This is a genomic window from Aggregatibacter actinomycetemcomitans DSM 8324, from assembly GCF_000372365.1.
GTDB classification, from domain to species: domain Bacteria; phylum Pseudomonadota; class Gammaproteobacteria; order Enterobacterales; family Pasteurellaceae; genus Aggregatibacter; species Aggregatibacter actinomycetemcomitans.
The window spans coordinates 23,075-48,269 of record NZ_AQUU01000012.1; the positions used below are offsets into that span (position 1 = coordinate 23,075).

The 25,195-nt window shown below is 43.7% G+C and carries 22 protein-coding genes; 2 read left to right on the top strand and 20 right to left on the bottom strand.

The genetic code is table 11. The features are described from left to right. Window positions 1-31: 31 nt before the first annotated feature. The 18 genes from uxuA to thrA all read right to left on the bottom strand — a co-directional run bounded on the left by uxuA (window position 32) and on the right by thrA (window position 20,013). A complete protein-coding gene (gene uxuA, locus A3CS_RS0107730; RefSeq protein WP_019518381.1) occupies window positions 32-1,216 on the bottom strand; it encodes a mannonate dehydratase in 1,185 nt (394 codons plus the stop codon). Window positions 1,217-1,235: 19 nt separating this feature from the next. Continuing rightward, on the bottom strand, window positions 1,236-1,991 hold the full coding sequence (locus A3CS_RS0107735; RefSeq protein WP_019518382.1) for an FCD domain-containing protein: 756 nt from the start codon (window positions 1,989-1,991) through the stop codon (window positions 1,236-1,238). Window positions 1,992-2,005: 14 nt separating this feature from the next. Next, the gene (locus tag A3CS_RS0107740; RefSeq protein WP_019518383.1) at window positions 2,006-4,381 is read right to left on the bottom strand and encodes a glycoside hydrolase family 31 protein; all 2,376 of its coding nucleotides are present in this window, start codon (window positions 4,379-4,381) and stop codon (window positions 2,006-2,008) included. Between the two features lie 23 nt (window positions 4,382-4,404). Then, window positions 4,405-5,478 (bottom strand): TRAP transporter large permease, encoded by a 1,074-nt coding sequence (locus A3CS_RS0107745; RefSeq protein ID WP_026161189.1) that lies wholly within the window; start codon window positions 5,476-5,478, stop codon window positions 4,405-4,407. A 99-nt stretch (window positions 5,479-5,577) separates the two neighbouring features. Then, window positions 5,578-6,624 (bottom strand): ABC transporter substrate-binding protein, encoded by a 1,047-nt coding sequence (locus A3CS_RS0107750; RefSeq protein WP_005568412.1) that lies wholly within the window; start codon window positions 6,622-6,624, stop codon window positions 5,578-5,580. Between the two features lie 309 nt (window positions 6,625-6,933). Continuing rightward, window positions 6,934-8,166, bottom strand: a complete 1,233-nt coding sequence (gene serA / locus A3CS_RS0107755; RefSeq protein WP_005573617.1) for a phosphoglycerate dehydrogenase — start codon at window positions 8,164-8,166, stop codon at window positions 6,934-6,936. Between the two features lie 19 nt (window positions 8,167-8,185). Beyond that, window positions 8,186-8,842 (bottom strand): ribose-5-phosphate isomerase RpiA, encoded by a 657-nt coding sequence (gene rpiA / locus A3CS_RS0107760; protein ID WP_005548427.1) that lies wholly within the window; start codon window positions 8,840-8,842, stop codon window positions 8,186-8,188. 98 nt (window positions 8,843-8,940) lie between these two features. Then, window positions 8,941-10,110 carry a radical SAM family heme chaperone HemW gene (hemW, locus tag A3CS_RS0107765; RefSeq protein WP_005573619.1) on the bottom strand — a complete coding sequence of 390 codons (1,170 nt, stop codon included), beginning with the start codon at window positions 10,108-10,110 and terminating at the stop codon, window positions 8,941-8,943. Next, on the bottom strand, window positions 10,110-10,433 hold the full coding sequence (locus tag A3CS_RS0107770) for a YbjQ family protein (protein WP_005548424.1): 324 nt from the start codon (window positions 10,431-10,433) through the stop codon (window positions 10,110-10,112). Before A3CS_RS0107770 ends, hemW begins: the two co-directional genes overlap by 1 nt. A gap of 38 nt (window positions 10,434-10,471) precedes the next feature. Further along, window positions 10,472-11,065 carry an XTP/dITP diphosphatase gene (locus A3CS_RS0107775; protein WP_005548422.1) on the bottom strand — a complete coding sequence of 198 codons (594 nt, stop codon included), beginning with the start codon at window positions 11,063-11,065 and terminating at the stop codon, window positions 10,472-10,474. 112 nt (window positions 11,066-11,177) lie between these two features. After that, window positions 11,178-11,507: a ComEA family DNA-binding protein gene (locus tag A3CS_RS0107780; RefSeq protein ID WP_005548420.1), complete on the bottom strand. Its 330-nt coding sequence runs from the start codon at window positions 11,505-11,507 to the stop codon at window positions 11,178-11,180. A 289-nt stretch (window positions 11,508-11,796) separates the two neighbouring features. Beyond that, window positions 11,797-12,684, bottom strand: coding sequence for a protease modulator HflC (gene hflC / locus A3CS_RS0107785; RefSeq protein ID WP_005548417.1), 888 nt, complete (start codon window positions 12,682-12,684; stop codon window positions 11,797-11,799). Next, window positions 12,684-13,937, bottom strand: a complete 1,254-nt coding sequence (gene hflK / locus A3CS_RS0107790; protein WP_005548415.1) for an FtsH protease activity modulator HflK — start codon at window positions 13,935-13,937, stop codon at window positions 12,684-12,686. The genes hflC and hflK overlap by 1 nt, the downstream gene beginning before the upstream one ends. 95 nt (window positions 13,938-14,032) lie before the next feature. Beyond that, complete coding sequence (locus A3CS_RS0107795; RefSeq protein WP_005548412.1) at window positions 14,033-14,752, bottom strand: 4'-phosphopantetheinyl transferase family protein; 720 nt, start codon at window positions 14,750-14,752, stop codon at window positions 14,033-14,035. Between the two features lie 58 nt (window positions 14,753-14,810). After that, entirely contained in the window at window positions 14,811-16,085 is a 1,275-nt protein-coding gene (thrC, locus tag A3CS_RS0107800; RefSeq protein ID WP_019518385.1) for a threonine synthase, read from the bottom strand. A gap of 55 nt (window positions 16,086-16,140) precedes the next feature. Beyond that, complete coding sequence (locus A3CS_RS0107805; protein WP_005538113.1) at window positions 16,141-16,581, bottom strand: hypothetical protein; 441 nt, start codon at window positions 16,579-16,581, stop codon at window positions 16,141-16,143. Between the two features lie 27 nt (window positions 16,582-16,608). Then, window positions 16,609-17,553, bottom strand: a complete 945-nt coding sequence (gene thrB / locus A3CS_RS0107810; RefSeq protein WP_005538111.1) for a homoserine kinase — start codon at window positions 17,551-17,553, stop codon at window positions 16,609-16,611. Between the two features lie 12 nt (window positions 17,554-17,565). After that, on the bottom strand, window positions 17,566-20,013 hold the full coding sequence (gene thrA, locus A3CS_RS0107815) for a bifunctional aspartate kinase/homoserine dehydrogenase I (protein ID WP_005538110.1): 2,448 nt from the start codon (window positions 20,011-20,013) through the stop codon (window positions 17,566-17,568). 358 nt (window positions 20,014-20,371) lie between these two features. On the opposite strand from thrA, the gene A3CS_RS0107820 reads away from it, so the two are divergent. Both A3CS_RS0107820 and A3CS_RS0107825 read left to right on the top strand, forming a co-directional pair. Beyond that, window positions 20,372-21,760, top strand: coding sequence for a nicotinate phosphoribosyltransferase (locus A3CS_RS0107820; RefSeq protein WP_019518386.1), 1,389 nt, complete (start codon window positions 20,372-20,374; stop codon window positions 21,758-21,760). Beyond that, window positions 21,753-22,448 (top strand): YggS family pyridoxal phosphate-dependent enzyme, encoded by a 696-nt coding sequence (locus A3CS_RS0107825; RefSeq protein ID WP_005548402.1) that lies wholly within the window; start codon window positions 21,753-21,755, stop codon window positions 22,446-22,448. Before A3CS_RS0107820 ends, A3CS_RS0107825 begins: the two co-directional genes overlap by 8 nt. 52 nt (window positions 22,449-22,500) lie before the next feature. Here A3CS_RS0107825 and A3CS_RS0107830 read toward each other — a convergent pair whose 3' ends face one another. Further along, window positions 22,501-23,337: an ABC transporter ATP-binding protein gene (locus A3CS_RS0107830; RefSeq protein WP_005548400.1), complete on the bottom strand. Its 837-nt coding sequence runs from the start codon at window positions 23,335-23,337 to the stop codon at window positions 22,501-22,503. Window positions 23,338-23,651: 314 nt separating this feature from the next. After that, the gene (locus A3CS_RS0107835; protein WP_005538097.1) at window positions 23,652-25,163 is read right to left on the bottom strand and encodes an ABC transporter permease/substrate-binding protein; all 1,512 of its coding nucleotides are present in this window, start codon (window positions 25,161-25,163) and stop codon (window positions 23,652-23,654) included. Between the last annotated feature and the right edge of the window lie 32 nt (window positions 25,164-25,195).

A 25,195-nucleotide genomic window follows, 5' to 3' on the forward strand; every position in this document is an offset into this window, starting at 1 on the left:
TTTTATAGTTTCCTCCTTGATAGAAACAATGTTATTTATTGAAATACATTTTTTTTAATGCCATTTCTAAACCACGAAATTCAGCTAAACCTTTTAATCGACCGATAGCAGAATAGCCAGGATTGTTTTTTTTATGTAAATCATCCAACATTTGATGACCATGGTCAGGACGCATTGGGATTAAACGAGTTTCGCCGTTATCTAATCGGCGATATTCTTCAGTTAATAAGGCTTTTACCACGTTGAACATATCCACATCACCTTCTAAATGGGCGGCTTCATGGAAACTTAATGGGTTATCTTCACGTTGAGTCGAACGTAAGTGTGCGAAATAAATTCGGTCGGAAAATTGTTCCGTCATTTTCACTAAATCATTATCAGAACGCACCCCATAAGAACCGGTACACATTGTAAAGCCATTAGCCGGTAATGGTTGAGTTTCGACAAACCATTGCATATCTTCAATGGTGGATACAATACGTGGTAAACCTAAAATTGGACGTGGTGGATCATCAGGGTGAATCGCCATTTTAATACCGACTTCTTGAGCGACCGGTACAATTTCATTTAAAAAATAAGCTAAGTGAGTGCGGAACACTTCAGGTGAAATATCTTTATAGCGATCTAACTGACCTTGAAATTCATCTAAGGTATAGCCTTCTTCTGCCCCCGGTAAGCCTGCAATAATATTACGAGTAAACTGTTGAATATCTTGATCACTCATTTTTTCGTAATAGGCTTTTGCTGCGGCTATTTCGTCTTTGTTATAGGTTTGTTCTGCACCTGGGCGTTTTAAAATATGAAGCTCAAAGGCTGCAAAGGCGATTTGATCAAAACGTAACGCTTTTGAGCCGTCAGGGAGCTCATAAGCTAAGTCGGTTCTTGTCCAGTCCAAAACCGGCATAAAGTTATAACAAACTGTATCAATGCCGCATTTTGCTAAATTGCGTAAGGTTTGTTTGTAGTTATCAATCCATTTTTGATAATTGCCGGTTTGGGTTTTGATTTCTTCGTGAACTGGCACGCTTTCGACCACCGACCATGTTAAGCCGGCATTTTCAACCTCTTTTTTACGTTTTTCGATTTCTTCAATGCTCCAAATTTCACCGTTAGGGATATGATGAAGTGCGGTGACAATACCGGTTGCTCCGGCTTGTCGAATATCTGATAAAGAAACGGGATCTTTAGGGCCATACCAACGCCATGCTTGTTCCATATTTAACTCCTATTTATTTCTAACGTTCAACAACAATTGGACTCATGTTAAACAAATAGCCATCAAAATTAGGATCATCTACATCTGATAATTCAAAGAGCTTTTGTTTAACATTTTCTAAATGTTGCCACATTGCTTTTTTAGCCATTGCAGGATCTTTTCTTTGCAATGCTGTAATAATATTCTCATGATCTTGCAACCAGAGATGTCGATAACTTTGATTTGGAATATGGAGATGAAGCCCTTTCCACATTTGGCTATTAACACGGAGATCCCAGAGCGCTTTTTGCATTTGTACAATCACTTCATTTTGAGTAATTTCAGCAATGGTGCGATGAAAATCTTCATCGGCAACATAGTCTTCATTACCCTGCTCAAGTGTTGCTCGTTCTGTTGCTAGAATATCTTTCAATTTTGTAATATCTGCTCTTGTTGCTTGTAATGCAGCAAATTCAGCCATACTGCTTTCTAATAACTGACGGGCTTGTAATAATTCAAAAGGGCCTACATCCACTTTATCCAAAAAATCATCATTGCTTGCAGCACGCTGAAGTAAGGCGATGACATATACACCAGAACCTTTTCGTACTTCGATAAGATTTTCAATTTCAAGCATGATGAGTGCTTCTCTGATGACTGTACGACTAACATTAAAATATTCAGCTAGATCTCGCTCAGCAGGTAATTTACCACCTATTTGATATTGATGATTGGCAAGTTGTTCTTTTAATTCATTTCCTATTTTTTTATAGGATCGTAAGTCATCTAAATTCATAATTTTTCCTAAATTTAGTTTGATAAACTCAATTTATAGTTTTGATTAGCTAATTTACCATTAATGATTAATTTTCTTCTTTCATTTTCAGGAAGACGGAAATTAATTTCTGTGTATTTAGGTAAATAATCACCTGATTTTTCTAAATTGAGTTCTATTGTTTGGTTCGTGCATTTTAGATGAATGTGAAGCTCTAAATATTTACCTTTGAGATAATCAAAACTTTCGCCATCATCATCAAACACTGTGATATTTCTTTCTCCTTGATTAATAAAAGGCATAATTAATAATTCTCGATAATCATCAGATAATGTATTTTTATGACCTTTTCTCGCCATTGGAATGACACTTCCAGCTCTTAAAAATAAAGGGATCCTTTCTAATGGCGTATCTACCGTGATTTTTTCGCCGCCATTAAACCATTTATGAGAGTAAAAGTCATACCAGCCTGCAAAATTTTGTGGAAGATAAACATCCCGTACTCTTTGATTTGGTTCTACCACAGATGCGACTAATAAATCTTCACCAAGAAGATAATCATCATTTTCTGCAAATGTGTTTTTATCATGTTCATGATCAAGGAAAGTTGGACGCAATATAGGTTCGTTATCTTGATGTGCTTTCCAAAGTGTATTGTATAAATAAGGCATTAATACATAACGTAGTTCAATTGCATCACGAATAATATTTGTCACTTGTGGATACATCCAAGGTTCGTTGACGGTTTTGTCATCATTCCAAGAGTGAATGGTAAAACGTGGGTGCATCACGCCATTTTGAACCCAGCGGACAAATAACTCCGGATCTGGCTTCTCGCCTGAAAAACCACCAACATCATGACCGACGTTATAAAGGGCTGAGAGACTCATCCCTAATCCCATTTTGATGTTATAGCGTAATGTATTCCAGCTTGTACGGTTATCACCAGACCAAGTTTGAACATAGCGATTCATGCCTGGAGAACCTGAACGAGAAATTAAATATGGGCGTTTATTTGGTGCATACTCTAATTGCGCTTCATAAGATGATTTCATCATCAATAGTGGTTGTAATGGGCGTAATAAGTTAATTGGCATACCTTTTCCAAAATAATCGCATTTGGCTTGGTTATCCCACACTTCAAATTCATTATTGTCATTCCATGTAGAATCAATACCATAATCCAGTAATTGCTGTTTTACATTTGTTTTCCACCAATTGACAGTATCCATATTAGTAAAATCTAAATGTGAACCTTCATCATCCCAAAACATGGATCTTTCAGGGCTATCAGATTCAGAATCTTTAATAAATAGTCCTAATTTTTCCACTTCTTGATAGCGTGGATGGTCTTGTAATAAACAAGGTTTAATATTTGCAGCTAATTTCATTCCAGCATGGTGGAAATGTTTTGTCATTTCTTTTGGTTGTGGAACTTTGTCATAATTCCAGTTAAAGACATAACGTTTCCCATTAATAGATGTATAACCTGATGAGAGCTGGAATGAATCACAGGGAATGTTATGTTCATCGCATAAATCTACGAATTTTTTAAGTTGCTCTTGTGCATCAGGTGCATCGGTGTAATACATTGTAGAACCGCTATAACCCAAGCTCCATTTGGGGCCGAAGATAGTGCCACCGGTTAATTGGCAATATTTTTTCGTCACATCTAAAATTTTAGGACCTAAAATGACGTAGTAATCAAGATTTCCGTCTTCTGCTTTGTAAGTGCGGTAATAAGCGTGGTAGTTATCAATTTCACTACCTAAAATAAACCAACATGGCGCAAGATTATCGTAATATAGACCATAACTAACATCTTCTGTGTGAGTAATATAAAACGGAATATGTTTATAAAGTGGATCGGTATATTCTGCGTTATAGCCCATCGCATCAAGGTTACGCATTTCAAATCGACGACCGTGACGGTTGAGATTACCGGCTTTTTCGCCAAGACCATAATAGTGATCTTGGACACTTCTTTGTAAATAATGAGAGACTTCTGTACTTGAAATGCCCATTAAATAAGCACCGGTTTTTCTATCAGCAAAGAGTGTTTTCCACTCCCCATCTTGTTTATATTCCCATTCTAAATAGAGTGGTTGATGAATAGTTACCCTTAAAAGTGCGGTTGAAATTTCAAGTGTTTTTTCTGTTTGTTTGATTTCATAATCAGGACATGAGAAACCAACTAATGACCATTTATCACGACCTTGCCAATCAACATCGGTTTGATTTGGTGTAATTGCCCAAGTATGTGGCACTTTAAATTCATTATTTTTCGTGAAAGCAACTCGCAACATGTCATTTTCTAATACGAAAATATGAAGTGGGTAGCCATGATCACAAGAAATATAAATGCGATGATTATGATTTTCTACAAAAAGCCAATTTTTAATCGTTTTCATCTCTATTTTCCCCTGTCAATAAATTAATAACCTAATAACATTCGTGGTAATGCTAAACTTAATGATGGAACATAAGTCACCAGTAATAACGTCATAATGAGGGCAAAATAAAATGGTAACAATGGATTAATAACCTGATTAATTTTTATGCCGCCAACAGAACAACCGATGAATAATGCACTACCAACCGGTGGAGTACAGATACCGATAGAAAGGTTGAATGCCATTAATACACCAAAGTGAACCGGATCCATACCTAATTCAGTGACGATAGGTAAGAAAATTGGAGTGAAAATAAGTAATGCAGGTGTCATATCCATGAATACGCCGACAATTAATAGAATAATGTTGATGATTAATAGGATAACAATTGGATTGTCAGAAATGTTTAATAGTGCATCACTAATAGTGTAAGGAATATCCGCATTTGCCATTGCCCAAGACATACCCATTGATGTACCAATTAAGAGAAGTACAATGGCGGTTGTTACAACAGAATCTAAAATAATTTTTGGTAATTCTTTGATGGTTACTTCACGATAGAAAACAACGGCAAGAATTAAGGTATAAACAACAGCGAAAGCAGACGCTTCTGTTGCAGTGAAGATACCGCCGATGATTCCTCCCATGATAACAATGATCAACCCAAGACTTGGTAACGCATCCAGCGTTTTTTTCATCGCTTCAGAACGCGTTGGTTTTGGAGAAACCGGGTATTTTCTTTTTTTCGCAATAACAGCGACGATAACCATGATCGATAGTCCCATCAAAATACCTGGAATGTAACCAGCAAGGAATAATGCGCCGATAGATGTGCCACCTGAAATCAAGGAATACACAATGAAGGTATTACTTGGTGGAATTAATAATCCGGTTGGGCAAGACGCTATATTAACAGCTGCAGAAAAAGACGGGTCATAACCTTCTTTCTTTTGTAATGGGGACATAATCCCGCCCATCGCTGCACCTGATGCTACTGCGGAACCTGAAATTGAACCAAACATCATGTTAGCCAATACGTTTACGTGAGCAAGAGAACCAGGTAGGCGACCTCCGATAACTTTAGCAAATTCAATTAACCAAAGAGGTGGCGGAATGGATCAACACTTAATCATGAATTAATCAATAAACTCAACCGCACTTCAACATCAATGTTAAAGTGCGGTGGTTTTTCGTTGCGTTTTTATAACGCGCTATTATTTTGCTGCTTTATAAGGCTGGCGATAGAATTTCAAATAATAGTCGTTAACCATTTTATCTAAATCCACATCGCGAAAAAGCGCCGGGTAAAGTTCTTTGGCAAGCCATACTTCGCCCAACGCAATCGCTTCAGGCATCGGATAGCCCCAGGCTTTGGCATATTCGGGCATTAACAATACGCGATGATTTTTTACTGCCTCAATGGTCTCCCACACGTTGTCGTTTACAATGTCATCCACCACTTTCGGATAACGATCCTGCACCAAAATAACGGCAGGATTCCATTTTAAAACTTCTTCCATAGAAACCGTTTGAAAGCCTTTTACGCTTTCCGCCGCCACATTATATGCCCCCGCATGCTCCAGCATTAAACCGGTATATTTGCCTGAGCCGTAAGTCCCGAGATTCGGGTTGGCAATATAAGTGCGTACGCGTTTTTCCGCCGGAATATTGCCCAAGCGTGCCGCCAGCATTTCGCGATTGGCGAATGTGGCTTTAATCAATTCCTCACCTTGCGCTTTTTTATCAAAAACATCGGCAATAATTTCAATCCCGCGTTTTAACCCTTCGTTGTAGGCATTGTTTTCATCGGCAAGGGTCGGGTTGAGTTTGCTTTGTTCGGTTTTATCGCCGCTGCGTAACGAAATGGCAATCACCGGCACGTTCATTTGGCTGATTTTTTCAATCATTTCTTTCGGCGCGTAATTGGTCACGAAAACAACATCCGGTTTGATTTCCATTAGGCTTTCAATATTGACCGTATTCAAATCACCGGGCATCGGTAAATTTGCCAATTCCGGCGCAAGGCGCACGAAGTCTTTGCCCAGCTGTTTTTGCCAGTTGGAAAGCACGCCCGCAATTTGTTTGGTGGCATCCAGTTGCACCGCGAGATTTAAGGTCTGGTGCTGTAATATCACAGCGCGATGAATATGGTCGGGGATGGTCACTTGTCGATCAAGTTGATCGGTAATCACGCGATCAGCCCAAACGGAAGTGGAAAACACGCTCAATAAGAGCGCGCCAAGTAGCGTTTTAAACTTCATAGAATATCCTTTAATCGAAGTGAAAGAGACCTTTATTACCTAAAACAAAGGGAAAGTGCGGTGATAAAAAATCATGTTTTTTAAACGCCCTGAATTCTATCAAAGCGCTATATATTTTTGAATATAATTAGCAGGATTTCATAGGAGCAATCTTGTTATAGAATGGGTAACGCGATTGCCATCAGGACGTGATGTTGAGAAAGAAGAAATATTTTGCGAATCGAATATGTCGTTTTTGATTAGGCGCACTAAAAAAGTGCGGTGGAAAAACACAATGAATTTCCACCGCACTTTTTATCATGACTAATATTAAAACAACACCCGTGCACGAATGGTGCCGTCGATTTCGCGTAATTTCGCCAATAACGGTGCGGTATCTTCCGTTTCCACGTCAATGACGACGTAACCGATTTTCGGGTCGGTTTGTAAGTATTGTGCGGCGATATTCACGTTGGCTTCCACGAAAATCTGGTTGATGCGATTGAGCACGCCCGGACGGTTTTCGTGAATGTGCAACAAGCGTTTGGAGCCTGCGTGTTCCGGCAGGGAAACTTCCGGGAAGTTGACGGAGGACAGGGTTGAACCGTTGTCGGAATATTTCACGAATTTACCTGCCACTTCAAAACCGATATTTTCCTGCGCTTCGGCAGTTGAACCGCCGATATGCGGGGTTAATAGCACGTTGTCGAATTTGCGTAACGGCGAAACGAATTCTTCATTAATGGACGCCGGCTCTTTCGGGAACACGTCAATTGCCGCACCGCGCACTTTGCCTTCTTCCAAGGCGTTTGCTAATGCGTCAATATCCACCACTGTGCCGCGTGCCGCGTTAATTAAAATGGAATCCTGTTTTAACTGCGCAATGCGCTCCGCACTGATTAAATTACGGGTGGAAGGCAAATCCGGCACGTGTAGAGAAATCACATCACAGGATCCGAGCAATTCCTCCAGGCTACGCACTTGTTTGGCATTACCGAGCGGAAGTTTGTTTTCAATGTCGTAGAAATGCACATCCATGCCCAAGGATTCCGCAATGATGCTCAGCTGGGAACCGATATGACCATAACCCACAATGCCCAGTTTTTTGCCGCGCACTTCGTGTGACCCCACGGCGGATTTATTCCATAACCCACGATGCACTTCGGCATTGGCTTGCGGGATGTTGCGCATTAATAACAAAATTTCGCCCAGCACCAACTCCGCTACGGAACGGGTGTTGGAGAACGGTGCGTTAAACACCGGAATGCCGCGCGCTTTGGCGGCGTTTAAATCCACTTGGTTGGTACCGATACAGAAACAGCCCACCGCAATAAGTTTCGGCGCGGCGGCAATCATGTCGGCGGTAAGATTGGTGCGCGAACGCAAACCGATGAAATGTGCGTCTTTAATAGCCTCTTTCAACTCATCGCCGTCCAAGGCTTTTTTATGATAATCGATATTGGTGTAACCTGCGGCATGCAAGGTGTCCAAGGCTCTTTGGTGAACGCCTTCTAATAACACGAATTTGATTTTGGATTTATCCAATGAAACTTTGATTGTCATGTTTGCTCTCCGGTTATTTTTAAATTATTTTTGCGCCGCTCGGGGTGCCGACAATCACCGTGTCCGCCGAGCGTAACGCGAAGATGCCGTTGGTGACCACCCCCGCAATATCGTTTAATTCTTTTTCCATCGCCACCGGATTCATAATCTCAAAATTATGCACATCCAAAATAATGTTGCCGTTATCGGTCACCACACCTTCGCGATATTCCGGTGCACCGCCTAACGCCACTAATTTACGTGCCACCTGCGAACGTGCCATAGGAATCACTTCGATTGGCAACGGGAAAGTAGAGCCTAACACATCAACCTGCTTGCTACTATCCACAATGCAGATGAAATTTTTTGCTAGTGCAGCCACAATTTTTTCACGTGTCAACGCCGCGCCGCCGCCTTTAATCATCATTTTTTGCGGATTGATTTCATCGGCACCGTCCACATAAATATCCAAACCGGAAACATCATTGGTGCTGAACACCTCAATGCCTTGTTGGCGCAATAATTCTTCCGATTTTTTGGATGCTGCAACCGCGCCTTTAATTTGATTTTTTAACGCGCCCAAGGCTTCAATAAAACAATTGACGGTAGAACCGCTGCCTACGCCCACGATCATCTCCGGCTTCACAAATTGCAAAGCCGCTTGCGCGGCGATTTTTTTCATTTCAAGCTGATCCATTTTTGCTCCTTAATAACAAAATTACGCGAGGTTATCTCGCGTAAACGTTTGCATTTACTTTAATCAGTTTTCCGGGGATAAACAAGTGGCAGGCAAATTTATTCCGGCAAAAAGCGTTCCAACAGTTCATTTAAAAATAATTTACCGTGCTCGGTGATCTGCCAAGTGCGGTCGGTTTCCGTGATGAATTTTTGCTCCTGCGCCCACACGATGGCATTTTCTACCGCACTTAAAGGCAAGCCGGTAAGCTGCTCAAAGTCGCTTTTCGGGACGGGTTCCAACAAGCGGAAGCGATTCATAAAGAACTCGAACGGACGATCTTTCACACTCACTTGTTGCTCCTCATACAAATACTCTCCGCGCATATAGCCTTTTGGGTGCTTGGTTTTGCTGTAACGCAGAATATTGCCATTAGGAAAACTGAGCTTGCCGTGTGCGCCGCAACCGATGGCAAGATAATCACCGAATCGCCAATAATTTAAATTATGTTGGCACTGAAAGCCCGCTTTGGCGTAAGCGGAGGTTTCGTATTGTTGGTAACCGGCGGCAGTGAGTAATTGATGCCCTTGCTCAAAAATGTCCCACAGTTCGTCATCGTCGGGCAGCGTCGGTGGGCGATAGGCAAACATGGTATTCGGTTCGATGGTGAGCTGATACCAAGACAAATGCGGCGGCGCAAGCACAATGGCTTGGCGTAAATCATCCAGCGCCTCGTTTAAGGTTTGATTCGGCAAACCGTGCATTAAATCCAGATTGAAACTGCGTAGATGAGAAACGCCGGCAAAACCCACCGCACTTTTGGCTTCTTCGGCGTTATGAATGCGTCCCAGCTTTTGCAATTTTTCATCGGAAAAACTTTGAATGCCCATGGAAATTCGATTCACGCCCGCCTGCACGTAACCGCGAAAACGCGCCGCTTCCGCCGTGCCGGGGTTAGCTTCCAAGGTGATTTCGATATTCGGCGCAAAAGGAATGTGTTGTTCGATCTGCGCTAACAAATACGCGATGGTATCCGGGGAAAACAGGCTCGGCGTGCCGCCGCCGATGAAAATGGAATGAAGCGGACGTTGTTGCACGCTTTCCTGATAACGCGCCAAATCCGCCGTTAAATCCGCCAGCAAATGCTGCACATAATCCTGTTCGGGAATCACGCCTTTTTGCGCGTGCGAATTGAAATCGCAGTACGGGCATTTCTGCACGCACCACGGAATATGAACGTATAAACTCAGCGGAGGCAACACCAAGGGATTTAAAGTCATCGCCGACATTAACGCACAACCACGGCGGTGCCGCTTGCCACGATCATGAACATACTTTTGGAATCGGAGGTGATGGTGGTGTAATTCACTTCTACCCCCACAACCGCATTGGCGCCCAAGGCTTTGGCATTTTTCTCCATTTCATCCAAAGCGTCTTTGCGCGATTTGGTGATACGCGATTCATACATACCGGAACGTCCGCCGATAATGTCGGTGATGCCGGCAAAAAAATCACGGATAAAATTCGATCCGGCGACCACTTCGCCGAAAACCAGTTGTTTGTATTCCACGATTTGCTTGCCTTCAATGTGAGGTGTAGTGGTGATAATCATGTTGCTTCCTTAAATTCATTGCGAAAAACGACCGCACTTTATGCGCTCAACTTCGTTTTAAGCACCGCTAACGCGCGGGCGCGGTGGGAAATTTTCTTTTTCTCGACGGTATCCAGTTCGGCGAAGGTACAACCCTGCTGCGGGCTGAAAAATAATGCGTCGTAACCGAACCCGTTTTCGCCTTTTTCTTCAAAAGCAATGACGCCATGGCATTCGCCTTGCGCGATAATCGGTGACGGATCCGTTGGATGCTGCAACAACACGATGGTGCTGACGAATTTGGCTTTGCGCTGTTCAGCCGGCACATGGGCTAATTCCGCCAATAATTTGGCGCGATTTTTCGCGTCATTGCCCTCTTCGCCGGCATAGCGTGCGGAATATAACCCCGGCGCGCCGTTCAACGCGTCAACCACCAACCCGGAATCGTCGGCAATGGCAGGTAAACCGGATTTTTCGGCGGCATAACGCGCTTTTAAAATGGCATTTTCAACGAACGTCAGCCCCGTTTCTTCCGGGCTGTCGATACCCAAATCCGTCTGCGCAATCACGTCAAAACCGAAATCCGCCAACACATCCGCCATTTCTCTGACCTTGCCTTGGTTGGCGGTCGCCAATACAATTTTTTGCTTCATGTTTGTTCTCTCAAGTGCGGTTGAAAAATGCCCCGTATTATAACTGCGCCCAATAAAAAAGACGAGGAACATTGCCTCGTCTTGCATTAAAACAACAACTAAAGGGAAAAGATTATAAGGCGATACGGTCGCGATTTTTTTCTAAGGTCGCTTTGCCGATGCCCTGCACTTCCAGCAACTGCTCCACGGCGCTGAAATTACCGTGTTTTTCACGATACTGCACCACCGCTTCCGCTTTTTTCGCACCGATGCCTACAAGGGCTTTTTGAATTTCCGCAGCACTGGCGGTGTTAATATTCACTTTCTCACCGACCGCTGCCGTTGCCGCCGGCTGCTCCGTTTGTACCGCCGGTTCAGCCGCTTTTTCCGCCGCCACGGCAGAACCCGCAAACACCGAACCTAACACGAACAGCGAAGCCAAAAGATGTTTCATTGCTTTCATAGTGATTCCTTTTCTGACTAAAGTTAAAACAAACGTTGAATCAATCAACGGGCATACTTTGCCGAAAAGCGAAAAAACGCGCGAGAAAGTGACCGCACTTTTGGGATCTCGGTCGCAAAATCAAGAAAAGTGCGGTGGGAATTTGGGGGTGTTTTGAGGCATAAAGTGGGTTAATGCCTCGTACTATAAGGTCTTAACCCACTTTTTACCAATTAATTTTCTGGTATACCAAGTAATTTTGGCGGCAATAAAAAAGGCATCTGAAGATACCCTTTTCATGTTTAATCAATTATTTACTTGGTGATTGCATAAAACGGAAGAAGTCACTGTCCGGTTTTAAAATCAACAAATTGTCCGAGTTGGCGAAGCTGCTTTCATAGGCTTTCAGGCTACGAATGAAGCTGTAAAATTCAGGCTCTTTACCAAAGGCATCGGCAAAGATTTTGGCTGCGGTCGCGTCGCCGTCACCGCGTAATTCCTGTGCGGTTTTTTCCGCATTGGCGATAATTAAGGTGACTTTACGATCTACATCCGCCTGAATAAATGCCGCTTTTTCTTTACCTTGAGAGCGGTGTTCACGGGCTACCGCATCCCGTTCGGCGCGCATACGCTGGTAAATGGAGGAAGACACTTCATCCGGCAAGTTAATTTGTTTAATCCGTACGTCGAGCACTTCAATCCCCAGTTCGGCGGTGCTGTCTTGCCCACTGTTGAGCGCTTTTTTCGTGCCTACCATGAGTTCGCCTCGTGTACCGGAAACGATGTCTTTAATGGTGCGGGAACCGATTTCGGAACGCAAACGGTCATTGACTTTACGACGTAATAAGTTGGCTGCTTGTGCATAATCGCCACCACCGGTCGTGGTGAAGAAACGACCTAAATCATTGATACGCCATTTCACGTAGGAATCCACCAAGAGGTCTTTTTTCTCAACAGTAACGAAACGATCCGCTTGCCCGTCTAAGGTTTGAATACGTGCATCAAGCACTTTCAGGTTATCAATAAACGGGATTTTAAAATGCAGTCCCGGCGTGTAAATGGCAATTTTATTGTCGGCATCGCGTTGTACTTTGCCGAAACGCAACATAATACCGCGTGTGCCTTCGGTGACCACCACGATACTGGAGTAGATGATAGCGATGATAACTAAAATGACAGGTAATAACAGTTTACGCATTAGTTAAATCTCCCTTGACGACTACTTTCATTTCCGATTTCTGATGGACGGTTCGGGGTGTTTGCCCGATTTTCGCTGCGGGAAACAGGCGCAGAATTGACCACACTTTGTTGGATTTCTTCACCATTGGCGTTGGCGGAATAGGTTTTTTTGCCTTTGAGTAACTGTTCCAACGGTAGTACGGTGAGGTTATTGCCGTTAGCGGCATCCAGCATCACTTTCGGTGTATTCGCCATAACTTTTTCCATCGATTGAATATACAAACGCTCACGGAAAACATCCGGTGCGGCTTTAAATTCAGGTAACAGCGGTTGGAAACGTTCCACTTCCCCTTTGGCATCCAGCACGACACGATCTTTATAGGCCGTCGCTTCTTCCAAAATGCGTTGGGCGTTACCGCGTGCAATCGGTTCTTTCTCACGGGCATAGGCTTCCGCTTCACGAATATAACGTTGTTCGTCTTCCTGTGCTTTAATGGCGTCGTCGAAGGCGTCTTTTACTTCTTCCGGCGGACGGGCGGATTGGAAGTTCACATCAATCACTTCCAAGCCCATATCATACGGCTCGATAATTTGATTCAGTGCCTTCCAGGTATTTTCACGCACCACGGAACGACCGGTAGTCAAAATATCGTTCATAGTCATGTGACCAATAACATAACGCAATGCACTGTCGGTGGCTTGGTTTAAACTGTCGTTGGCATTTACGGCACTGAATAAATATTTTTCAGGGTTTTGCACGCGATATTGCACGGTCATTTCCACTTTCACCATGTTTTCATCTTGTGTCAGCATGGAGCCTTGAGTTTTTAATTCCTGTACGCGTTCCACATTGACCGGAATGACGCGATCAATGAAGGTCGGTTTCCAGTTTAAACCCGGTTGTTCGATGGAATGGAACTGCCCCAAACGCAACACCACGCCGCGCTCCGCTTCTTTGATGGTATAAAAACCGCTGGCGCCCCATAAAATCACGCCTGCCGCAATGGCAATCGGCAATAATTTACCTAAGCCGGAAGGCAAATTGGCATGATTGGAATTGTTATTTTTGGCGCCTTTCCCGCCCATTTTGTTCAATAAATTATTGAAAACTTCTTCTAAATCGGGCGGTGATTGCTCGTTCTTTTTTTGTGAATTGGAAGAACGATCCCAATTGGACTGACCTTCGTTTTTATCGGAAGAGGAGTTTCCTGACGATTGTCCGTTTTGCGTTGGTTTGCCCCAAGGATCTTGATCTGAACCGTTTAACGACATTGCTTTCTCCGTTTGTCAAAAAATTGTTACAAGTCTAAACAAAATCGAGTGTTAAGTCTAATCATTAATGGGGGTAATGCGCGGATTTTAAAGGGCTAAATGTTCACATCGTAATGAATTTTTTGCAAAAGCATTTGTGTTTCGAATTGTTTGCCATTCCAGAGAAAATAATGCAATGAATGCGGCCGATTTTGATTGACGAAAAACGCTAAATAAAAAGGCAATTCGTCACTAAAAATCAATTGCCCGCGCGGGCAGTAACGGGAATAAATCTCTTGTGTATCGGGCAAATGGGTCACTTCCGACAATTTGACAATGCCTGTGCCTTGGGATTTCAGCACCGCTTCACGCAAACACCAAATGCGATAAAATGCAGATTTTTCATCGGGTTGTTGTTGAAACCAGCGGATTTCTTCAGCCGACGCAAAATGAGCCAAAAGGGCTAAATACGGGCGTTCTTTACGCGGCGATTCAATGTCGATTCCGACCGCACTTTTTTTGCCGTTGTCGTTAATATGCAAAATCACCGCGACCCAATCGCCGGAATGGCTGATATTAAAATCAGTGCCGGGAACGGGAAAGTAGGGACGACCACTTGCCGTGCGGGCAATTTGTCCTAAAAGTGCGGTTGTTTTTCCCGACGTTTTTAATAACTGCCACAACAGAAAATGCGCCAGGCGACGGCATTGCCAACGTTGTTGCACACGCGGGTTCTCATTGTTTAAGGCGAATAAATTTGGCGGAACGAGCGTCGACGGTATATCTTGAAAAGGGAAGGACGTTTGAATATTTCCCCAAGCGATGAGGGTAGTCATAGGCAGTAAGAAAAGTGCGGTAAAAATCCGTGGCGTTTTTTCACCGCACTTTTTATCTTTATTTCAATAAATAAGCTCTTAACTGCGCAAAATCGTTTTCCATTTCATCGGATAACAACGGCAGTTTGTTATGTTTATCCAAGGCTTCCGGCAATGGCAGGGTTAAATCCAGAATGCGCTCAACGGATTCCTTGAATTTCGCCGGGTGGGCGGTGCAAAGGAATAAACCGGTTTCACCCGTTTGTAAATCCTGTTTAAGCACCTCATACGCCACCGCACCATGTGGCTCGCATAAATAGCCGAGTTTGTGCATTGCGCGTAATGTTTCTTCCGTTTGCCCATCGGAAATTGCCGCCGAATGTAATTCGGTTAACGCCCAGCCGTTACGTTTGAACAATTCTTCCACGCGCGGCCAGTTATTCGGGCGGGAAACGTCCATGGCGTTGGAAAGGGTGGCAACGGTGGCGTTCGGTGACCAATTGCCGCTGTGTAAATAGCGCGGCACGGTGTCGTTTGCGTTGGTGGCGGCGATAAAGCGTTTGATCGGCAAGCCAAGGGTTTTGGCGATTAAGCCGGCGGTGAGGTTGCCGAAGTTGCCGCTTGGCACGGAGACTACGAGATTTTCACGCTGTTTTTTCGGTAATTGCGCTGCCGCTTCAAAGTAATAGCACACTTGCGCCAATAAACGGCTGATATTGATGGAGTTGGCGGAGTTTAAACTGATGGCTTGGCGCAATTCGGCGTCATCAAAGGCTTGTTTCACTAACGCTTGGCAGGCGTCGAAATCGGCGTTGATAGCGACGGTGCGAATATTGCCGCCAAAGGTGCAGAAGAGTTTTTCCTGTAACGGGCTGATTTTGCCTTTCGGATATAAAATCACCACTTCAATATTGTCTAAACCGTAGAAGGCATGCGCTACCGCCGCGCCGGTGTCGCCGGAAGTGGCGGTTAAAATGGTGATTTTGCCATCACCGCGTACGGTGGCTAAAGCTTGCGCCATGAAGCGTCCGCCGAAATCTTTAAAGGCGAGTGTCGGTCCGTGGAATAATTCTAGCGCATAAATATTGTCTTCCACTTTCACCACCGGCGCGGGGAAGGTGAAGGCGTTGCGCACCACTTGTTCAAGCTGTGCCGGCGGGATTTCTTCACCGATTAACGCACCGAGAATTTTTTGGCTGCGTTCAATCAACGGCAATGCCAATAGTTCGTCGATATTCGTTAAGTGCGGTATGTTTTGCGGGAAAAATAAGCCTTGATCTTTGCCTAACCCTTGGCGCACTGCTTGAGCGAAATTGACTTGTTCTTCGGGGTGTTTGATGTTGTATAAATTCATGGTTAATTCCGTGCTATGAAAATGAACGGCAGCCTGTACTGCCGTTGCAGGAAAATTACTTAATTCGGTTATACGATGTGACTTGTGGCGGATTGGTCACTAATGCGACCATCACATAATCGGTTTTTTTATCTAAAGTTAACCCGCAGAAAGCGAACGCCATATTGTGAATGCAGCTGACATTTGTTCGGTTTAGTACTTGCGGATATTGCTCAAAGAAGCGTTCGATTTCCGCTTTGGAGGATGTCTCCAGTTTGCATTCGCCACTGACTTCGCACACAGGCGACCAGCTTTTGCCGGCATTTTGGGAACCATCTTCCAACCATTGTTTGCCTTTAAGTTTTAAACGAAATTGTATATCCGTATTGTTTTGATGCGGGTCCAAGAACACATAATCACCAGCTGCCTGTGGTGGTAAACCATCAGACAAGGCTTCAGCGTTTGTGAGAGGGGAAATGAGACAACTGCAAAAAAGTGCGGTAAGAATTTTTTTCATTTTTTTATCCTTGGTTATATTTGCCGGTTAGCCCAGTTCTCTGGTACCGGCATTATCGACTTTGCAGATATGTACAAAGCCTTCATTGTTTTGTAAATAGTGGTTCTCTAAATAAGTTGCCAGTTTGGTAGCATAAATTAAATCCGGTGCGATAGCGAAAATTGTCGGTCCGGAACCGGAAATCCCGGTGGCTAGTGCGCCTAAATCACGGGTTGCCTGTTTGACTTCCGGGTAGTTCGGCAGCAAAGCTTCACGATAAGGTTCCGCGATGACATCTTTCATCATCATTGCCGCTAGATTTTCCTGCTGCGTATGGCAAGCGTGCACAAATCCGCCAAGGTGGCGACCGTGTGCAATCACATCCTGACGGGTGTAGCTTTTGGGCAAAATGGCACGGGCTTCTGCCGTGGAAACTTCAATGCCGGGGTATGCCAACACCCAATACCAGTGGTCAAAAAATGGCAATTTCTGGCAAATATTGCCGAGGGATTGCACCATAAACTGTACACCGCCTAAATAGCAAGGTGCAACATTATCATAATGAATGGAACCGGAAATCCGACCTTCCAATTCGCCCATCATTTCTAATAATTCCATTTTGGAAAAAGGCTCATTATGGTATTTGTTCAGCGCCACCAGAGCCGCAACGATAGAGCAGGCGCTGGAACCTAAACCGGAACCGATCGGCATATTCTTTTCTAAGGTTAGGCGTAAGGACTTCACCTTCACATTGCGTAATTTGAGCCGTTCGGTGAATAGCACATATGCCTGATAAACGATGTTTTTTTGCGGTTCTTTCGGTAATTTGCGCACAAAATAGCCCGCACTTTCCAGTTCAAAACCGTCGGCGATAGGTTCAATTTGTACCACATCGCCCAACAGTGAACCGTCAATCGGCGAAATTGCCACGCCCAGCGTGTCGAAACCGACACTGATATTGGCACTGGAAGCGGGCGCATAGATTCGTAACATGGGGACACCCGTTTAGTGTTTCAAGGTTCTTAAAATGTCGGCGAAAATACCGGCGGCAGTCACTGCATTACCGGCGCCGTAACCGCGTAATAATAACGGAATTGGCTGGTAATAACGAGTATAAAATGCAAGGGCGTTTTCACCGTTTTTCACTTTGTATAGCGGATCTTCTTTGCCTACTTCAACAATAGAAACTTTGCATTTGCCGTTTTCGATTTGCCCCACATAACGTAATACTTTTTCTTCTGCCTGCGCTTTTTCGATGCGAGCATTGAATTCGTCATCCAACTGCGGCAATAATGCCATGAATTCTTCAGCCGATTTCCCTTCGGCAAAGCCTTTTGGTAACACGCCTTCCACGTCTACATCTTCCAGCTCCAATTCTAATCCGCTTTCACGGGCTAAAATCAGTAATTTACGGGCAACATCCTGACCCGAAAGATCGTCGCGTGGATCCGGTTCGGTGAAGCCTTTTTCACGGGCAAGTGCGGTGGCTTGGGAAAGGGTTAAGCCTTCTTCCAGTTTACCGAAAATAAAGGAAAGTGAACCGGATAAAATCCCGTCAAAGCGTTCTACTTCATCGCCTGCCGCCAATAGATTCTGTAAATTTTCAATGACCGGCAAGCCTGCGCCGACATTGGTTTCATACAGGAATTTACGTTGGTTTTTATGTGCCAGTTCACGTAATTTGTGATAATAACCCAACGCGCGGGTATTGGCTTTTTTATTCGGAGTCACCACATGGAACCCTTCCGCTAAGGCGCGTTCGTATAAACCGGCCAAGGATTCCGCCGACGTGCAATCCACGAAAACCGGGTTTACCACATGATGCAATTTAATGAAAGAGAGCAGTACGTCGAAATCTGACGGTTGGGTGGCGTTTTCTAAGTCCGTTTGCCAATGATCTAAATTTAAGCCGTTTTCATTGAGCAACATTTTGTTGGAATTCGCGAGGGCGCAAACGCGAATTTCAATGTCTTTCCTTGCTAAATACTCTTTTTGGTGTTTGATTTGCTCAATTAATTCGCCACCGACACCGCCGACACCCACAAGAAACACTTCAACGATCTTTTTGTTGTTAAATAACGCTTGGTGCGTTGCTTTTACGGCCTCAATGGCTTTATTTTGCGCCACCACAGCGGAAATTGAACGTTCAGAAGAACCTTGGGCAATGGCGTTAATGCTGATGTTTGCCTGTGCCAGCGCAGAGAAGAAGCGCGCGGCAATGCCTTTAGCTTGGCGCATACCATCGCCTACTACGGAAATAATGGATAAATCTTTAATCACTTCAATCGGATCCAATTGATGGGCTTTTAATTCCTGCGCAAATTCCGCTTCTAAGGCTTTTAACGCCACATCAACGGATTTTACCGGCACGCAGAAGCTGATGCTGTATTCGGAGGAGGATTGGGTGATTAAAATCACCGAAACTTTCGCATTAGACATAGCGGAAAATACGCGGGAAGCCATGCCTACCATGCCTTGCATACCCGGGCCGGAAACATTGAACATCGCCACATTATCTAAATTGGTAATGCCTTTCACCTGTAAGCCTTCGGATTTGATGTCGCCGGCGATAACCGAACCCGGTGCGCTCGGATTACCGGTGTTTTTAATTAAACACGGAATGTTCGGGCGTACTAACGGACCGATGGTGCGCGGATGGATGACCTTGGCGCCGAAGTAGGAAAGCTCCATGGCTTCACGATAAGACAGGCTCGGTAATAAACGCGCATCCGGCACTAAACGCGGGTCGCAAGTGTAAACGCCGTCAACGTCGGTCCAGATTTCGCATACGCTGGCGCCCAAACAGGCGGCTAAACAAGCGGCGGAGTAGTCGGAACCATTACGTCCTAATAACACGAGTTCGTCTTGATCGTTACAAGCGGTAAAGCCTGCCATTAACACCACTTTATTTTTGCCGATGGATTTGGCATCCACCCGTTTGGTGGATTCTTCAATATCCACGGAAGATTCCAAATAGCTGCCTTGAGCTAACAATTGTTTCACCGGATCAACCACATGCACTTCATAATCGTTGGCTTCAAACCAGGCTTTCATCATGGCGATGGAAAGTTTTTCACCGCGGCAATCGATGGTCGCTTTGAGCGCATCGTCTACTTTGTCTTCCTGACGGATTTTTTCTAATAATGACGCAATTTGTTGGAATTCTTGATCGATGATTTGTTTGGTGCCGGCAAGATCAAAATGGTTATTTTTGGCGTGTAAACCGTTAATGATGGTGTAGAAAATATCTAATGCTTCGTTGAAATGAGAATCGGTAGGTTGATTTAAACTGGCTTTTTCGGAAAGGGCGACAAGGTGATTGGTGATTTTTGCAGGTGCCGATAAAACGCCTGCAGCCTGTTCTTCCAAATGGGCCTTTTCGATAAGCTCCGCCGCTTGCAAAAACCGTTCCGGATTGGCTAAGGAAGTGCCCCCAAATTTAAGTACGCGCATGATATTCTCCTGATAAATGATGTTTGAATTTGCATAAAAAAACCCGCTCTCGGGAAATGCGGGTTCATGAATTCTATTCTTTAACGCACTAGCCCGCCCCATTGATCATAATCATGGTCATAGTGGTTGGCATCATAATAAAAGTGCGGTTGTTTTTCATGGTGTTTTTGTGTGAAAAAAGAATGTGCTTAGAAATACCGAAATTTACTTTTATTGTCAATATGTTTCTAAATAAAATTAATGAATTGAATGTTATTGGGATAGATTAGCGTATTAAATTTTGAAAGATGGTGTTAATACTGAAAAGTATATGCTACAATTCGAGTGGTTATGTATGTATTATTTCTATAGGTGTAAAATGTATACTTCAAATCTAACGAATTTAATTCTGAATACAGATAGTTATAAAGCATCTCATTGGCTGCAATATCCGCCTGATAGCGAATATGTCTCTTTTTATATCGAAGCCCGTAAAAGTGAGTTTGATGTTGTTTTCTTCGGATTGCAGGCCTTTCTCAAGGAATACCTAACTAAACCGATTACTCTACAAGATATAAATGAAGCTGAAAATTTATTGATTGCACATGGCTTACCTTTCAATCGACAAGGGTGGCTTGCTATTTTGGAAAAATATAAAGGTTATCTTCCGCTTCGAATTCAGGCTGTGGCAGAGGGGTTAGTATTGCCTGCCGGTAACGTGGTGTGCCAGGTTGTTAATACAGATCCGGAATTTTTCTGGTTACCAAGTTATTTGGAAACGGCACTTCTGCGTGGTATTTATTACCCTGCTACGGTAGCAAGTCTATCTTACTATTGTAAACAAATACTTAAACGCGCATTGGAAAGATCTGCTGATGATCTGAGTGGTTTGCCGTTTAAATTACATGATTTCGGTGCACGCGGAGCCAGTAGTTTGGAGTCGGTGGCTCTTGGCAGCTTGGCGCATTTGGTAAATTTTTGCGGAACAGATAGTCTCAGCGGTATTATTGGTGCAGCCCGTTGGTATGAGGTCGAAAACATGCCGGCATTTTCAATTCCTGCGGCAGAACACAGTACAATTACCAGTTGGGGAAAAGAACATGAGATCGCAGCCTATGAAAATATATTTCAGCAATTTGCCGGTAAATATCCTGCATTTGCCATTGTGTCTGACAGCTATGATTTATGGCAGGTGGTTAATGAAGTTTGGGGGGAACGATTTAAGCAGCAGATTTCACAAATGTCGGGAACTTTGATAATTCGTCCTGACAGCGGTGAACCGGGCACGGTAATTTGTCGCGTACTGGATATTTTGGCTGAAAAGTTCGGAACAAGAATAAATAGTAAGGGCTATAAAGTATTGCCGGATTGCATTCGTGTCATTCAGGGGGATGGAATTAATTATACTTCATTGACACACATACTGGATGCTGTCATGGCACATGGATTCAGCGTGGATAATGTGAATTTCGGTATGGGAGGCGGCTTGTTGCAACAGGTTAACCGTGACATGATGAGCTGGGCGATGAAGGCAAGTGCGGTGAGTGTTGCAGGCAAATGGCGTGATGTATATAAAGATCCCGTTACCGGTGCGGAAAAACGTTCGAAAAAAGGACGGCTTGCCTTAGTCAGAAGAAATGGCGAATATCTGACTTTGCGCGAAGAAGAAGTGGATAAGCAAGAAAATCTATTGCGTACAGTATATTTAAATGGAAAACTATTACATATTGAAACACTTGAACAAATCAGGCGGCGTACCAATGGATAATATTCGACGTAATTTACAGCTGGTTCAGCAAAAAATAACCCAAATCTGCCAGATGGTTGGGTCCTCACCAAGTGCGGTTACTTTACTGGCTGTTTCTAAAACCAAGCCTGTTGAAGATATTTTAACAGCGTATGAAGCGGGACAGGAGGCATTCGGAGAAAATTATGTACAGGAGGGAGTGGAAAAAATTCAATTCTGCCAACAGCACAATATTAACTTGGAATGGCATTTTATCGGCCCGTTGCAATCCAATAAAACCCGTTTGGTGGCGGAATATTTTGACTGGATGCAAACCCTTGATCGCGCCAAAATCGCCGATCGTTTAAATGAACAACGTTCTCCGCATAAAGCGCCGCTCAATGTCTTAATTCAGGTGAATATCAGCAATGAAGCCAGTAAATCCGGCATTCAGCCCTGTGAAATTTTAGACCTTGCAAAACACCTGGAAAACTTACCGCACTTATGCCTGCGTGGCTTAATGGCGATTCCCGAACCTACCAATGATGTGACTCGGCAGGAGCAAGTGTTTTATCAAATGCGTGTGTTGTTTGAACAATTACAACAAGCTTTGCCGAACGCCCAAATCGACACCTTATCCATGGGCATGACCGATGATATGCAAATGGCAATCAAATGTGGTTCCACCATGGTTCGCGTAGGTACAGCAATTTTTGGAAAACGGGTTTAACTTATATAACAGTATGATCAGACAGTAAAAATATAAAAATCTAACTGTATTGTTAACCATTACGTGCTAGCCATTTCCGTACACTTGCTTGTTCAGTCTTACTTAATTGCTCATATTGCATAATTACTTTCTCTACCGTTAACGCCTGCTCAGACGAAGCGAATAGCGATTTTACGTAACTATTGGCAGGCTGTTGCTGGATTTCGTTTGGTGTACCTACTTGTACCAGCTTCCCATTCTGCATGACGCCAATGCGACAAGCAAGTTTTAAGGCTTCTTGCATGTCATGAGTAACGAACACGATAGTTGTGCCGAATTTTTTATGGATCAACGAAATTTGATCTTGTAAGGCAGCCCGCACCAGTGGATCAAGTGCAGAAAATGGTTCATCCATGAGCAATAAATGGGGATTAGCAGCAATAGCCCGTAAAATGCCTATCCGTTGTTGTTCTCCACCGGAAAGTTCGCGCGGATAGCGATCCTGATATTGCGCAGGTGGCAAATTCACTAATTCAAGTAATGTATTCACACGGGATTTTCGCTCATTTTTGTGCCACCCAAGAATATCGGGCATTAAGGCAATGTTTTGCGCTACTGTCATGGTGGGGAATAGGGCGATTTGTTGTAATACATAACCGATGCGATGACGTAAGGTATGGATGTTGTAATCTTTGATCCGTTTACCTTGAAAATATACATCTCCATCTGTAGGTTCGGTGAGGGCGTTGATCATGCGCAATGTTGTGGATTTACCGCTACCTGAACCTCCGACCAATACGAAGAATTCGCCTTGATAGATGGTCAGATTTAGCATTTGCACTGCGTGTTGTCCGTCATAATATTTGCTTACGCCGCGAAATTCGATAAAAGGTGTGCGATTACTTTTCATATTCTACCTTCATAACCGCTTTAAAGGTACATGGCGCGCTTCCAAGTAATTGTGCTGAATCGGGGGAGAGCATTATAGAACCGCGTACTGATAAAACCGGTATCCCTTTTCGTTCGATTAAACAGCGTGTGGCCATATTGCCGATTGAGTTTGTAATACCACGTTCCGTGATTTTTTCTGTTATGTTCATTTATTTGATCTCTCTGTATTCTCCCGTATGAGTCATACAGGATTATATATTCCTCAGCCTTTTTAAGTTCATTATAAGTTGTAGTATGGCTTAGATAATCTGGCCCGGTACCGTTTGTCTAAGGCTATAGCAATTTCATTTTCTTCAAATACTCCCTCGCTACTTTCTCCGGGCTTTCGCCCAGTACTTTAACTTGATAATTCATTTCACTCATTTCTTGTTCGGAAATACGGTTGGCGAGGCGGTTAAGTGCGGTCAGAACCTGCGGATTTTTTGCTGCAAAATCGGCTTTCATTAGTGGCGCACCTTGATAGGCAGGGAATAAATTAATGTCGTCTTTCAGTAAGCGGAGCTGATGTTGTTTGAGTTCTGCGTCAGTAGAAAATGCTTCGATTAAATCAATTTTATTGTTGAGTAACGCCGTATAACGCAAAGCAGGTTCAAGGGTGACAATATGAACTAAAGTAATGCCTTGTGATTTTATTCCTTTATAGCCATCGACTCGATCGAGAAATTCCAATGTGAAGCCGGCGCGAATGTCCCCTGCCACATGATGTAAATCGCTGATTGTTGCAAGCCCATGTGTTGCTCCATAGGCTTCTTTCACTGCTAATGCATAGGTATTTTGATATGCCATCGGCGGTAAAAATTCAAGCCGGAACTGTTCCGCCAGTAATTGTTTACTCAGCTGATAAGTGGTTTCAGGAGAGCGGTGATGATTTTTTTGTTCGGGTAACACTTGTACTAAGGCTTCCAGCACTGTGCCGGTAAATTCAGGATAAATATCAATTTCACCGCTGTTGAGAGCATTGAATAAAAAAGAGGTTTTGCCGAAATTCGGTTTAAGCTCTACTTGAATAGTTTTGTTTTCCTGCTCAATCAACAGTTTGTACATATTGATAAGAATATCAGGTTCACTGCCAAGTTTACCCGCAATCACCACTTTTTGAGTTTGGGATGTGAGAGAAATTTGCGAAAAACCAACCGCACTTAGCCCTAAAATCAAAACGATAGCAAGGGGACGTTTGCATCGTACTTTTTGTAAAATAGCAATCAAACCGCTTACTCCGACTGCCAATAATGCAGAAAGTAAGGCACCGGTAAAAATCATCACCATATTATTGCGATCGATACCGAGTAAAATAAGACTGCCTAACCCGCCCGCCCCGATTAATGCCGCCAGGGTTGCAGTCCCGATAATTAATACTGCCGCCGTACGGATGCCCGACATCATTGCCGGCAAGGCCATCGGCAGTTCAATTCGCCATAACGATTGCCACCGAGATAAGCCGAAAGCGGTGTAAGCATCTTGAATAGATTGATCGATTTGGCTTAATCCCAAATAGGTATTTTGGAAGATCGGTAACAGAGCATAGAGTGTTAGGGCAATTAGTACCGGTGGTGAACCAATGCCGACAAAGGGAATCAATAAGCCAAGCAGAGCGAGAGATGGAATGGTTTGCAGCACATTAGTAAATTGTAACACTATTTCCGCCATGTGGCGTTTGCGTGACAATAATACTGCAATAGGTACAGCAATTACTACTGCAATTAGCAATGCCGATAAAGAGAGCCATAGGTGGGTAAGTAACATTGCTCCTACTTCAGGCAAGGTGAAAGGAAGCATTTCAAGCATCAGTTAGTCCTTTGAATCGATAATGGAACTAT